The sequence below is a fragment of the Pseudoduganella rivuli genome, assembly GCF_009674485.1.
GTDB classification, from domain to species: Bacteria; Pseudomonadota; Gammaproteobacteria; order Burkholderiales; family Burkholderiaceae_D; genus Rugamonas; species Rugamonas rivuli_B.
On record NZ_WKJJ01000038.1, the window covers coordinates 1 to 14,879 of the forward strand.

5 protein-coding genes are annotated in these 14,879 nt (G+C 65.4%); 2 read left to right on the forward strand and 3 right to left on the reverse strand.

Going from position 1 to position 14,879, the window contains the following annotated elements; all coding sequences use genetic code 11:
* Positions 1-205: 205 nt before the first annotated feature.
* The 3 genes from GJ700_RS33630 to GJ700_RS33640 are packed head-to-tail and all read right to left on the reverse strand — an operon-like array spanning position 206 to position 3,737.
* On the reverse strand, positions 206-2,020 hold the full coding sequence (locus GJ700_RS33630) for a DUF885 domain-containing protein (protein WP_154382393.1): 1,815 nt from the start codon (positions 2,018-2,020) through the stop codon (positions 206-208).
* Between the two features lie 47 nt (positions 2,021-2,067).
* Positions 2,068-3,252, reverse strand: coding sequence for an HPP family protein (locus tag GJ700_RS33635; protein WP_154382395.1), 1,185 nt, complete (start codon positions 3,250-3,252; stop codon positions 2,068-2,070).
* Entirely contained in the window at positions 3,252-3,737 is a 486-nt protein-coding gene (locus GJ700_RS33640; protein WP_154382397.1) for an Lrp/AsnC family transcriptional regulator, read from the reverse strand. The genes GJ700_RS33635 and GJ700_RS33640 overlap by 1 nt, the downstream gene beginning before the upstream one ends.
* Positions 3,738-3,865: 128 nt before the next feature.
* On the opposite strand from GJ700_RS33640, the gene GJ700_RS33645 reads away from it, so the two are divergent.
* A complete protein-coding gene (locus tag GJ700_RS33645; protein ID WP_154382399.1) occupies positions 3,866-5,890 on the forward strand; it encodes an aminotransferase class V-fold PLP-dependent enzyme in 2,025 nt (674 codons plus the stop codon).
* Between the two features lie 143 nt (positions 5,891-6,033).
* Positions 6,034-14,856 carry a GH36-type glycosyl hydrolase domain-containing protein gene (locus GJ700_RS33650; protein WP_371868246.1) on the forward strand — a complete coding sequence of 2,941 codons (8,823 nt, stop codon included), beginning with the start codon at positions 6,034-6,036 and terminating at the stop codon, positions 14,854-14,856.
* The last annotated feature ends 23 nt before the right edge of the window (positions 14,857-14,879 follow it).

The following is a 14,879-nucleotide window of genomic DNA, read 5'->3' on the forward strand; positions in this document are numbered from 1 at the left end:
CCCCGGCGTCAAGGAAGATACACCCTTGACCCCGGGCCAGTCGGCGAATAGGCGGAGCACAGTTTGGAAAGAATTTGCTGACGTACCTGGACAAACTTCATAGAAGGGCGGCTTTTACAAAGCCGCCTGCATGCGTCAACGCGCCGCATGCATGGCGGCTTCCGCTGCGCGGAAACCGCCCTACGCATTTCAGGTCACGTGTTTTTCACTTCGCCTCGGCGATCCACGCGTTGACTTTATCCTCCAGCAGCGACAGCGGCAACGTGCCATCGCCCAGCACCACCTCATGGAACTTCGGCAGGCTGAATTTGTCGCCCAGCGCCTGCTTCGCCTTTTCCCGCAACTGCATGATCTTCAGCGAACCGATCTTGTAGCCCAGCGCCTGGCCCGGCCACGCCATGTAGCGCTCGGTCTGGTTTTTCGCCACGTCCGCATCACCCAGCGTGTCGTACATGTAGGCGATGGTTTTTTCGCGGCTCCAGCCTTTCGCGTGCAGGCCCGTGTCCACCACCAGGCGCACGGCGCGCAGCAGTTCGTCGTTCAGGTGGCCGAAGTACTGTGCCGGATCGTCATACAGGCCCATGTCCTTGCCCAGCGTTTCCGCGTACAGCGCCCAGCCTTCCGTGAATGCATTGTTGCCGCCGAACTTGCGGAACTTCGGCTGATCCATCTCCTGCGTCAGCGCGATGTGGAAGTGGTGGCCAGGTTTGCCTTCGTGCAGGAACAGCGTGTTCATGCCGGTGCTGTTGTACTTGGCCGGGTCGTTGACGACGGACCAGAACACGCCGGGACGGGAACCGTCGGAAGCCGGCGCCGTGTAGTGGTCGGACGCCGTGGCGCGCGACAGTTCCGGTTCCAGGCGCAAGTCCAGCTTGGCCTTCGGCATCAAGGTGAACATTTGCGGCAGCTTGGTGTCCAGCACGGCGTTCAGCTGGCGGTACACGGCCTGCACTTCATCGTCCGTCTTGAACGGGTAAAACTTGGCCTGCTTGCCGACCCACACAGGCAGGCCGGCCGCCGGGCCGGTGTAGCCCAGCTTCGGTCCCAGCACGGCGAACTGGCGCTGGATGCGGGCCACTTCCTTCAGGCCGATTTCATGGATCTGTTCCGGCGTCAGGCTGGTCGTGGTCGATTCGGCCACGTTGGCCAGGTACCACGCGCGGCCATTGGGCAGCGCGCTCCAGCCGGACGAATCGCGGCAGGCCGGCAGGTATTCGGTTTCCAGGAACGTCGCCAGGCGCGCCAGCGCGGGATTGAGGCTGTTGGCGATGGTGTCGCGGTAGGCGGCGGTCAGGCGCGCCTTGTCGGCGTCGCTGAACGTGGCCGGCAGCTTGGTGATCGGGGTGTAGTAAATGCTGCTTTGCGCATCGGCCGCCACCAGTTTTTTGAATTGCGGCAGCGCCGACACCATCAGTGCTTTCGGCAGCACGATTTTCTTCGCCATGCCTTCGCGCATGTTGACGATGGCCTGGTCGATCCAGGCCGGCGTCTTGGCCAGGCGGGACAGGTACGCTTCGTATTCCTTGACGGTGCCGATCGGCTGCGATGCTTCGCCGCCGGCGAAATTGGCCAGGGTGACGGGGATGCTGTCCATCTGGTTCAGTGGCAGCAAGTGTTTCGGGAATGCCGCGGACGCCACCAGGGTTTTCAGTTCGAACGCCAGCACGTCGTAATTGATGCGGTCGCTGCGGCTCAGCTGCGCGCGGTCGATGGCTTTCAGGCGTTTCTGGTAGTCGCGGTACAGCGCGAACTGTTTGGCGCGTTCGGCGGGGACGATGTCCATCGTCAGCTGGTCGTCGAAGCGGTTGTCGCCGTTTTGCGTGGCGCCGACCGGGTCGAAGCGCGCGACCGCGTCATAGTATTCGTCGGCCAGCGTCAGTAATTGCTGCCGCACTTGCGGTGCGCTGGCGGCGGGCGCCGTGTCCACTTTGTGCGTGGTGGAAGGAGCGGCCTGGATGGCAGGCGTCCAGGCCAGCGCAACGGCGGTAGCCAGCGCGGCCAGGGTAATGCGATGTTTCATGAACGGTTCCTGGGTAAGGGTGAAGCTGCAAGCATACCCAGATGGGGTCAGGCGTGCAATCCTGCTCCCACCGGCGGCAAGCCGTCGGCCAGGCGGCTTTCGTACAGGGCGGCGACCACGTCGGACTGCGTGACGATGCCGGCGAAGCGCGCTTCGTGGTCGACCACGGGGATATGGTGGTGGCCGGAGTCGGCCATCAGCGCCACCAGTTCCACCACGGGCGTGTCGAGCTGCGCCACCACGGGTTTGGTGTGCATGATCTGTCCCACCACTTCGGCTTTTTCCGTGTGCGTGACACCGCTCTTGCGCAGGAAGCTGCGCAGCCGGTGGCGCACGCCCGCGTAATCATCGAGCCCGCTGCGGTCGAGGAAATCACCCTGCGTGACGATGCCGATCACGCGCCGCGCGCGGTTCAGCACCGGCAGCGCCGCCACGCGGTGGCCCCGCATTTCGTGCCACGCGGTTTCCAGCGCGGTGCCGAATTCCGCCGTCGCCACATCTTTCGACATGATGTCGGCGCAGCGGATCACGCCGAAACGGCGTTTATACGCCTGCAATTCCGTGCGCAGGAAGATGTCTTCCAGGTCGTCGCGCGACACGTCCAGCACCTGGTTGTATTGCTTCAGCACCGTGTCCAGGTCGGACGGCTGGAAGCCCAGGCGCATGGTCGGCACCGGGTCCTGCGTCGCATGGGGATTCGGATGGGGCGCCTGTTGCGTGTGCGGGTAGCGCCGCCCCGTCAGGTTGTTGTAGGCGATCGCGGCCAGCACCATCAGCACGGAATTGAGCAGCAGCGGTCCCAGTGCGAAGTCGATGCCCGTTGCATGCATCGCGGGACCGCCCATCGCCACCGACAGCGCCATGCCGCCGCCCGGTGGATGCAGGCAGCGCAGCGCGAACATGGCGGCAATCGCCAGCGCCACGGCCAGCGCCGCCACGGCCACGCCATCGCCCAGCCAGCGTATGCACAGCGCCGCGGTGAGCGCCGACACCACGTTGCCGCCGACCACGGACCACGGCTGCGCCAGCGGGCTGGCCGGCAGGCAAAACAGCAGGATCGCCGATGCGCCGATACCGCCCACCAGGAAGACATGGGACGGCCCGTGCGCCACCAGGAATTGCGAGATCAGCCCGGTCAGCAGCAGGGCAATAAAAGCGCCGGCGCCGGCCCGTGCGCGTTCACGGAAAGAGGTATGGCTTTGTGCGGGAAGGAGGGCTTGCAGAAAATTCATCAGATTGCAGTGCCATGCGCGACCAGATGCAGCGGCAGCGCCGTGGTGTACTTGATTTGTTCCATGGAGAACGCAGATGATACCCCGGACAGTTGCGCCACCTTGATCAGTTTTTTGTAAAACCGGTCATACCCTTCAATATCGGTGGTCACGACTTTTAACAGATAGTCGATATCGCCGCTCATGCGGTGAAATTCCTGCACTTCCGGCAGCGCTTCCACCGCCTGCGCAAAGCGTTCCAGCCACTTGTCGTCGTGCTGGCTGGTGCGCACGCTGACGAACACCGTCACCGGCAATCCCGCCTTGCGGCGGTTGATGATGGCGACGCGGCGCTCCAGGTAGCCCTCGTCTTCCAGCCGCTTCAGCCGCTTCCAGCATGGGGTGCTGGACAAGCCGACCTTTTGCGCCAGTTCCGCCACGGACAGCGTGCCGTCGACCTGCAACGCGCCCAGGATGGCGTAATCAAAATGGTCGAGAGTGTTCATTCTATAAAATGCGAAAAAATAGCATGTATATGCCAAGTTTAACGCATTTGGCAGTGAAACTTGGAACAAACCGTTTCGTTCCGCTGCGTAAACTGTTGAGTATCCAGAATTTGACCAATATCAATATCATGACGTCCGAAATCTACCTCGACGGTAACGCCACCAGCCCGGTCTTGCCGGCCGCCATTGATGCCGCCGTGCACGCAATGCAGGTTTGCTATGGCAATCCCAGCAGCACCCACACCACGGGGCTGCAGGCGCGTGCACTGCTCGACAGCGCCCGCGCCCGGGCCCGGCGCGTAATCGGCGCGGGCGGCGGACACGTGATGTTCAACAGCGGCGCCACCGAAGGTATCCAGACCGCCGTACTGTCGGCGCTGTGCGCCCTGCGTGCGCGGCGCGATTCGGGTGAACCCATCGGCACACTGCTGGTGTATGGCGCGACGGAACACAAGGCCGTGCCGCAAAGCCTGGCGCACTGGAATGCCGTGCTGGGACTGAACCTGCAACTGGTGGCGCTGCCGGTCGATGGCGACGGCTTGCACGACCTCGATGCGCTGCGCCGCCTGGCGCCGCAGGCGGCCATGGTGTGCACGATGGCGGCCAATAACGAAACCGGCGTGCTGTCCGATATCGCGGGCGTCGAAGCGGTGCTGGAAGAGACGGCGTGCAGCGCTTACTGGATGGTCGATTGCGTGCAGGCGCTGGGCAAATTCCGTTTGCAGCTGGCCAAGAGCCGCATCGATTACGCACCGTTTTCCGGTCACAAGCTGTATGCGCCGAAAGGCATCGGCATGCTGTACGTGCGCGACGGCGCGCCATACACGCCGCTGATCGTCGGTGGCGGACAGGAAGGCGCGCTGCGCTCGGGCACGGAAAACATGGCTGGCATCGCCGCGCTGGACGCCGTGCTGGCCGCGCTGGAGCAGGGCGGCGTGTTCCGCACCCATGACCAGCTGTACGACTTCCGCGACCGGCTGGCTGCCACGTTGCGCCGCGCCTGGCCCGGCATCGTGTTCAACGCACCGCTCGAACACGCGCTGCCGACCACGCTGAATTTCTCCGTGCCGGGACTGACCAGCCGCGAACTGATGGACGTGTTCGACGCTGCCGGCGTGCGCGTCAGCTCCGGCAGCGCCTGTTCGTCCAACAAGGCCGCGCCCAGCTACGTGCTGGAAGCGATGGGCATTCCCGCATGGCGCAGCGGCAGCGCGATCCGCATGTCGTTCGGTCCGCTGGTGGACGACGCCACGATCACCCGGGCGTGCGAGCGCATCGAACGTTGCGGCGCCATCCTCAATGCGGGGGGCAAGAGTCATGACGCCACCGCGCCCTATGTGCTGCAACTGGGCAGCGGCGCCGATTGCAGTTGGCTGGTGTTCGACGGCGCCAGCCACAGCTGCGTCGTCATCGATCCCCACCCGGAACATGAGGACCGCATTGCCGCGCACGTGGCGCAGCATGGCTGCCGCGTGCTGGCGTCGCTGACGACGGCGCCGCGCCCCGGCGCCGTGACCCTCGATACCGACAGCTATGGCTGGCCGCATGGCACCGACGTGCTGCTGTTTGGCGGCCAGCGCCTGCAGCGGGCCGATTGCGGCGGCGGCGCGCAAGCCTATCTGCTGGGAACGGACACGGGCGGCGAATTGTCCCGCGCCGCCGTGCACCACGCCTTCATCGGCAACGCCGCGCCGCAGCAACTGGCCGCCTTTGTGCACGACGACACGCTGCTGTGCGCCGCGCGCGACGAACACCTGCCGCTGTGCCATAGCCTGCGCGCCACGCGCCGGCAGCCGGGCGACATGGACAACGGCATGCACCTTGACCATGGTGCCCTGCGCGCGTTACTGGCGCTGCATCCAAACGCGCTGCTGGTCGACGTGCGCGAAGGCGGTGAACATGCGGCCAGCGGCATCGGCGCGCCCGCCGCGGGGCCGGATGGCCGCACGGTGGTGAACGTGCCGCTGGGCCGCCTGACCAGCCATATCGGCGCCTGGTTGCACAGCGGTGTGCCACTGGTGTTCTGTTGCCGCAGCGGCGCCCGCAGCGCCAGGGCGGCCGCCTGCCTGCGCCGCCTCGGCCATCCGCATGCATACGACCTGGCCGGCGGCATGGCGCTGACCATGTGGCCGGCGTTACCGCACGCCGCCTGATTTCCAAAGTTCAACACTGCCGGCAGGAAACCCGGTAGCCTCAACTATGTACGCCAGCGCACAGTGGCCTGTCGCGCGCCTCCGTACTATTGCTTGGACCATACTTTCACTTCCCATGGCAAGGGCAGACTGCGAGGTCCAAGTTGAACGAGCAACCGAATTTCTTGCGTCACTTCACGTTTGGTTTCCGCGAAGATGCGCCAAGCGCAGTACCAAGCAGCGCCGCCGATGATGACTCGCCGCTGCGTGCGGAATTGTTCAGTGCGCAGCAAATGGCGGCCCATGGCAAGGTGCTTGCCGCCAGCCATGAATTGAGCAAGCGGCAGGGACCGGACCGCCTGCTGGCGCGCCTGCGCGAAAATGCCGACGTCATCGCGGAAACGTGCGAAGACCTTACTGCCGCCGTGAAATCATCGCGCCAGATCACGCCCGCGTCGGAATGGCTGCTCGACAATTCGTACCTGATCGAAGACCAGATCCGTACCGCGCGGCGCCACTTGCCGAAAAATTACAGTAAGGAATTACCCCGCCTGGCCAAAGGCGCGCCGGACGGCACGCCGCGCGTCTACCAGATTGCGCTGGAAATCATCGCCCATGGCGACGGCCGCGTCGATCCGGAAAGCCTGTGCCGCTTCGTCGATGCTTACCAGGAAGTTGCGACCTTGAAACTGGGCGAGTTGTGGGCCATCCCCATCATGCTGCGCCTGGCCCTGATCGAGAATTTGCGCCGCGTGGCTGCGCGCGTGGCGGAGAACCGCGTCCAGCGCGATCTCGCCAACACGTGGGCCGACCAGATGATGGAGATCGCCGACAAGAACCCCAGCGGCCTGATCCTGCTGGTGGCGGACATGGCCCGTTCCAGTCCGCCGCTGACAAGCGGCTTCGTGGCGGAACTGGCGCGCCGCCTGCAGGGACAAAGCGCCGCGCTGACCCTGGCGCTGACGTGGCTGACGCACCGGCTGGCGGAATTGGGCATGACCATCGAACAGCTGATCCAGCAGGAAATCCAGACCCAGGCGGCGGAACAGGTATCGATCGCCAACAGTATCGGCAGCCTGCGCTTCCTCGGCACGATGGACTGGCAAGAGTTCGTGGAAACCATGAGCGTGGTGGAACAGACGTTGCGTCTCGACCCCGCCGACGTCTATGGCGACATGGATTTTTCCACCCGCGACCAGTACCGCCACGTGATTGAAAAACTGGCGCGCCGCTCGCCCCACAGTGAACGGGACATCGCCGCGATGGCGGTGGAACTGGCGCAAAGCAAGCATGGCAATGGCGGCGCGCAGTCCAGGGGAGATTCCCGGCTGGGCCACGTCGGCTATTACCTGATCGGTCCAGGCGTGGTGCTGCTGGAAAAACAGGCCGGCGTGCGCTGGCCGCTGGGCATCGCGCTGCAGCAGACGTCGCGCGCGTCGCCGCTGACGTCGTACCTGGGCGCCGCCGCCGCCATCACCGTGGTGCTGGCCGGCCTGGCTGTCGAGCGGGCGATGCGCGACGGCGTGGAAAACTGGGTGCTGGCGCTGGTGGGCATATTGGCCGTCGCGGCGGGTAGCCAGCTGGCGCTGGCGCTGACCAACTGGGCCGCCACGCTGCTGACGCAGCCCAATCCCTTGCCCCGCATGGATTACCGCAACGGCATTCCGAGCGATGCCCGCGCGCTGGTGGTAGTGCCGACGCTCATTTACAGCAAGGAAAACGTCGATGAACTGGTCGAGCAGATGGAAGTGCGCTTCCTGGCCAACCGCGACCGCAACCTGCGCTTTTGCCTGCTGACGGATTTCGCCGACGCGAAAGAAGAAACCCTGCCGGGAGATGCCGCGCTCTTGTCGCAGGCGCAGGAACACATCCGCCGCCTCAACGAGAAATACACGGCGGGCGAAGACGCCACGCCGCAAGGCGCCGCGTCCACCGTGCCGCCGATGGGCAATGCGCCGGCCGGCCCCTTCCTGCTGCTGCACCGTCCCCGCCTGTGGAATGCGTCCGAAGGTGTGTGGATGGGGCGCGAGCGCAAGCGCGGCAAGCTGGAAGACTTGAACCGTTATCTGCGGGGCGGCGCGCGCGACCGCTTTGCGCTGGTGGTGGGCGACGTCGATGACCTTGACACCATCCGCTACGTGATCACGCTCGATACCGACACGCGCCTGCCGCGCGACGCGGCGCGCCAGTTCGTGGCGTCCATGCAGCACCCGCTGAACCGCCCCCGCGTCGATCCGCAGCACAACCGCGTGGTCGAAGGCTATGGCATCCTGCAGCCCCGCGTGGCGGTCAGCCTGCCCAGCGAACACGCGTCGCGCTACGAGCGCCTGTGCGGCGGCGAACCCGGCATCGATCCCTACACCCGCACCGTGTCGGATGTGTACCAGGACGTGTTTTATGAAGGCTCGTTCATCGGCAAGGGCATCTACGACGTCGACGTGTTCGAACAGGTGATGGGCGGCCGCTTGCCGGATAACCGCATCCTCAGCCACGATTTGCTGGAAGGCTGCTACCTGCGCGCCGGCCTGTTGAGCGATGCGCAACTGTACGAGCAATACCCGGCCAGCTACAGCGACGATATCCTGCGCCGCCAGCGCTGGACGCGCGGCGACTGGCAATTGCTGTCCTGGCTGATGCCGCGCACGCCGCTGCCCGGCGTCGATGGCCGGCCGAAAGGACGCGAGCGCAATCCACTGTCATGGCTGTCGCGCTGGAAGCTGTTCGACAACCTGCGCCGCAGTCTGGTGCCGCCGGTGCTGGCGCTGGCGTTGCTGCTGGCGTGGGCTGTCTTGCCGAACCCATGGTACTGGACCGTGGCGGTGCTGGCCGTGGTGTTCGTCCCGCCGCTGGCGTCCGCCGTGTATGACTTGCTGAACCGGCCCCGCGACACATTGTGGAGCCAGCACGTCGCGCAATCGCTGTGGCGCAGCCGCCTGCATTTTGCCCACGCGCTGCTGACCATCGTGTTCCTGCCGTATGAAGCTTATGTCAGCCTTGATGCGATCGTGCGCACCGGCTGGCGCCTGCTGGTATCGAAACGCCGGCTGCTGCAATGGCGCGCATCGGCGCTGGCCCGCAGCGGCAACGCGCCGGCCGATTACTGGCGCACCATGTGGATTGCACCGGTATCGGCGCTGGCGATTGGCGCCGCGCTGGCGGTGCTGAAGACGCAGGGAGTGCAGGACAGTATCGGCGCCGCCGTGCCGCTGCTGGTGGCGTGGCTGGCCGCGCCGCTGGTGGCGTGGTGGATCAGCCGCCCGCAGCCGCGCGAGCTGGCGGAATTGTCGAACGAGCAGGGCGTCTTCCTGCACATGGTGGCGCGCCGCACGTGGGCGTATTTCGATACGTTTGTCGGCCCGGACGACAACTGGCTGCCGCCGGACAATGTGCAGGAACATCCAGCCCAGGTGATTGCCCACCGCACGTCGCCCACCAACATGGGCATGGCCTTGCTGGCGAACCTGAGCGCGCATGACTTCGGCTATATCAGCGGCGCGCAACTGATCGCCCGCACCACCAATACGCTGAACAGCATGGCCAAGCTGGAACGGCACCAGGGCCACTTCTACAACTGGTACGACACGGTGACCATGAAGCCGCTGCACCCGATTTACATTTCATCGGTGGACAGCGGCAACCTGGCCGGGCATTTGCTGACGTTGCAGCAAGGCTTGCTGCAACAGGCCGACCAGCCCATCGTGGGAACCCAGCTGTTGCAAGGCATCTCCACCACGATCCAGGTGTTGGCGGAAACCATCGCCGCCGCGGGCACACAGACCGGCGGCGCCACCGCCCCGGCCCCGACGTCCGTGCACCTGCCGGATGCATTGATGGCCCTGGGCCGGGAATTCGCCGCCGCGCAACCGCTGTTCCCTTCCACCTTGCTGGAAATGCATGCCTGCCTGGAACGGGCCGTGCGCACGGCCGATGCGTATCAGCCCGATGGCGCCGACCCGTCCGTGCAATATTGGGCGGCCGCGTTGCGCACGCAGTGCCGTGCGGCGCTGGACGACTTGCTGGCGCTGGCGCCATGGATCACGGCGGGCGAAGTGTTCGACGCCAACATGGTGCGCATGCCCACGTTGCGTCAGCTGGCCGACATGGACCATGCCGATGCGGCGGCGGCGCAATCGGACCTGGCCCCGGCCGAGCGGGAACGCCAGGATGTGCTGGCCCGCCTGGTGGCGCAGGGCAGCAAGCTGGCGCGCAGCCGCATCGCGCAGCTGGAAGAACTGGCGCGCGAGTGCGGCCAGTTCGCACAAATCGAATACGGCTTCCTGTTCAATCCCACGACGAAATTGCTGGCGATCGGCTACAACGTCACGGAACGCCGGCTGGACGCCAGCTACTACGATTTGCTGGCGTCCGAAGTGCGGCTGGCCAGCTTTGTCGCCATCGCGCAGGGCCAGCTGCCGCAGGAACACTGGTTCGCGCTGGGCCGCCAGCTGTGCATCCTGAATGGCGAACCGGTGCTGCTGTCGTGGTCCGGTTCCATGTTCGAATACCTGATGCCGTTGCTGGTGATGCCGACCTATCCGGAAACCCTGCTGGACCAGACCTACCGATCCGTCATCACGGCGCAGATCGAATACGGCAAGCAGCGCAGCGTGCCGTGGGGTGTGTCCGAATCCGGCTATAACACCACCGACGCCGCGCTCAATTACCAGTACCGCGCCTTCGGCGTGCCGGGCCTGGGCCTGAAGCGGGGCCTGGGCGACGATCTCGTGATCGCGCCTTACGCCTCCATGCTGGGCCTGATGGTGCATCCGGAAGCGTCCACCGCCAACCTGCAAAAGATGGCGGCGCAGGGCTTCATGGGCCGTTACGGCTTCTATGAAGCCATCGATTACACGCAGGCGCGCCTGCCGCGCGGCCAGTCCCACGCGGTGATCCGTTCCTTCATGGTGCACCACCAGGGCATGGGCTTGCTGGCGCTGTCCTACCTGCTGCATGACCGCCCGATGCAGCGCCGCTTCGAATCCGATCCGCAGTTGCAGGCCACGCTGCTGGTGCTGCAGGAGCGCAGCCCGCAAGCCGGCGCGTTCTATTCCGATACGGCCGAACAGGCCGCGATCCGCAGCACGGCGCAGGAACAGGCCATGCTGCCGATGCGTGTGCTCACGCAAGCCAACACGCCGGTGCCGGAAACCCAACTGCTGTCCAATGGCCGCTACCACGTGATGGTGACCAACGCGGGCGGCAGCTACAGCCGCTGGAACAACCTGGCCGTCACGCGCTGGCGCGAAGACAGCACGCGCGACAACTGGGGCCAGTTCTGCTACGTGCGCGACCTGGACGATGGCGCGTACTGGTCCACCACGTACCAGCCGACCATGGCCGAGCCGCGCAAATACGAAGTGATTTTCTCGGAAGGGCGGGCGGAATTCCGCCGCACCGACCGCGAGCTGGAGCTGTACACGGAAATCGTCGTGTCGCCGGAAGACGATATCGAAATGCGCCGCACGCGCATCACCAACAAGTCCGACCGCAAGCGCGAGATCGAAGTCACCAGCTTTGCCGAAGTGGTGATGGCGCCCGCGCCGGCCGATGCGGCGCACCCCGCGTTCAGCAAGCTGTTCGTGCAAACGGAAATCCTGCAACAGGAAACCGCCATCCTGTGCACACGCCGGCCGCGCGGCAAGGGCGAACACATGCCGTACATGCTGCATCTGATGACCTTGCACGATGCGGCGATTGCCAGCGTGTCGTATGAAACGGACCGCTCGCGCTTCATCGGCCGCGGCAACACGGCGATGGCGCCGCGCGCCATGCTGGACATGGAACCGCTGTCCGGCGCGGAAGGTTCGGTGCTGGACCCGATCGTGGCGATCCGCTACCGCATCACGCTGGAGCCGGACGAGTCGGCCGTGGTCGACATCGTCACCGGCATGACGGACACGCGCGACGCCGCGCTGCACCTGATCGACAAATACCAGGACCGCCACCTGGCCGACCGCGTGTTCGAACTGGCATGGACGCACAGCCAGGTCGTGCTGCGCCAGCTGAACGCCAGCGAAACCGATGCGCAACTGTACGGCCGCCTGGCCAACAGCGTCATCTATCCGCATGCGGCGCTGCGCGCCGACCCGTCCATCCTCGTACGTAACCAGCGCGGCCAGTCCGGCCTGTGGGCCTACGCGATTTCCGGCGACTTGCCGATCGTGCTGCTGCAAATCCGCGATCCCGCCAATATCGAACTGGCGCGGCAAATGGTGCAGGCGCACGCCTACTGGCGCCTGAAAGGGCTGGTGGTGGACCTGGTGATCTGGTACGAAGACAATTCAGGCTACCGCCAGGCGCTGCACGACCAGATCATGGGGCTGATCGCATCCGGCATCGATGCGCAGGCGATCGACCGCCCGGGCGGCATCTTCGTGCGCCAGGGCGACCAGATTTCGCCGGACGACCGCATCCTGCTGCAATCGGTGGCGCGCGTCATCATCAGCGATGAGCGCGGCACCCTGGCCGAGCAGATCAAGCGCCCAGGTCCCGCCGCGCTGCGCATGCCGCCGTTGCTGGCCGATGCGCGCGGCGAATACGCCGACGCGGGACAGCAGACGCGCCGTCCGCAGCACCTGCTGCTCGATAACGGCATCGGCGGCTTTACGCCCGATGGGCGCGAATACGTGATCATTACCAATGCGCAGCAGCGCACGCCGGCGCCATGGTCGAACGTGCTGGCCAATCCGCAGTTCGGCAGCGTGATTTCCGAGAGCGGCCAAGCCTATACGTGGCAGGAAAACGCCCATGAATTCCGCCTGACGCCATGGCACAACGACCCGGTGTCGGACGGCAGCGGCGAAGCGTTTTATATCCGCGACGAGCAAAGCGGCCAGGTCTGGTCGCCGTCCGCGTTGCCGGCGCGCGGCTCGGGCGATTACGTGACGCGGCATGGCTTTGGTTACAGCGTGTTCGAACATACGGAAGCGGGTATCACGACGGAATTGACGGTGTTCGTCGCGCTCGATGCGCCGGTGCGCTATTCGGTGGTCAAGGTGCGCAACGAATCGCTGGTCAACCGCCGCCTGTCCGTCACCGGTTACGTGGAATGGGTGCTGGGCGACATGCGCTCGAAATCCGGTATGCACATCATCACGGAAGTCGATGCGGCCAGCGGCGCGCTGCTGGCGAAAAACCCGTACAACACGGAATTTTCCGGCCGGGTGGCGTTCTTCAATGCCGACGCGGCGGTCCGCTCCGTGACGGCGGACCGCACGGAATTCCTCGGCCGTAATGGCACCTTGGCCAACCCGCAAGCGCTGAAACGCGCCCGCCTGTCGGGCCGCGTCGGCACGGGGCTCGACAGTTGCGGCGCGATCCAGGTGCCGCTGGACTTGCTGCCGGGCCAGGAGCGGGAAATCGTGTTCGTGCTGGGCCTGGGCGGCCGGCGCAACGCGGACGCCTCCAGCTTGGTGCAGAAACATGGCCGGCTGGCCGCCGCGCACGAAGCGCTGGGCGCGGTGCACGCGCACTGGAACCGCGTCTTGAATGCGGTGCAGGTGAAGACGCCGGAACCGGCGCTGGACGTAATTGCCAACGGCTGGCTGATGTACCAGACCATCGCGTGCCGGATGTGGGCGCGCAGCGGCTATTACCAGTCCGGTGGCGCGTTCGGCTTCCGCGACCAGTTGCAGGACGCGATGGCGATGGTGCACACGGAACCGAAGATCCTGCGCGACCATATCGTGCTGTGCTGCGCGCACCAGTTCCTGGAAGGCGACGTCCAGCACTGGTGGCATCCGCCGTCGGACCGGGGCGTGCGCACGCACTGCTCGGACGATTACCTGTGGCTGCCGCTGGCGGTGGCGCGCTACATCTCCACCACCGGCGACACCTCCATCCTCAATGAAACCGCGCACTTCCTGGAAGGGCGGCCCGTCAAGCCGGAAGAGGATTCGTATTACGACTTGCCGACACGGTCGCCGCAAACGGGCGACGTGTACGAACACTGCATGCGCGCGATCCGCAACGGCTTGCGCTTCGGCGTGCACGGCTTGCCGCTGATCGGTTCGTGCGACTGGAATGACGGCATGGACAAAGTCGGCGAAGAAGGCAAGGGCGAAAGCGTGTGGCTGGCGTGGTTCCTGATCGACGTGCTGCAAAAGTTTGCCGATGTGGCCGACGTGCGGCTCGATGGCGCGTTCGCGTCGGAGTGCCGCGAGGAGGCGCGCAAGCTGGCCGCCAATATCGAGCAGAATGCGTGGGATGGCCAGTGGTACCGGCGCGCGTATTTCGACGATGGCACGCCGCTGGGATCGCACGAAAATGAGGAATGCCAGATCGACTCGATTTCGCAGAGCTGGGGCATCCTGTCCGGCGCCGCCAACCGCGAACGCGTGACGGGCGCCATGCAGCAAGTCGATGGCCGCCTGGTGCGGCGCGACTTCGGCCTGATCCAGCTGCTCGATCCGCCGTTCGACAAGGCGGACCTGAATCCCGGCTACATCCGCGGTTACGTGCCCGGCGTGCGGGAAAACGGCGGCCAGTACACGCACGCAGCCATCTGGACCGTGATGGCGTTCGCAAAAATGGGCGACGTGAAGCGGGCGTGGGAACTGATGCGCATGATTAACCCCGTGCAGCACGGTTCCACGGCCGAGCGCAGCGCCATCTACAAGGTGGAACCGTATGTAGTGACGGCGGACGTGTACGCGGTCGCGCCGCACATCGGCCGGGGCGGCTGGAGCTGGTACACGGGGTCGTCGGGCTGGATGTACCGGCTGATCCTGGAGTCCCTGCTGGGCGTGACCCGCGCCGCCGACCGCCTGTTCCTGCAACCGCGCATCCCGGACGAGTGGGATGGCTTCTCCATTAACTACCGCTATGGCGGCAGCACGTATGAAATCGACGTGACGCGCGATGCATCGGCAACCGCAGCGTTGACGGTGGATGGCGTGGCGCAGCGGGGAATGGAGATTGCGCTGGTCGACGACGGGCAGGTGCACAAGGTGGGGCTGGTGGCGCCGAGGGGCGCTGCTGCCGGCTGAAAGCGGGTGGCGTGCGCGGCATG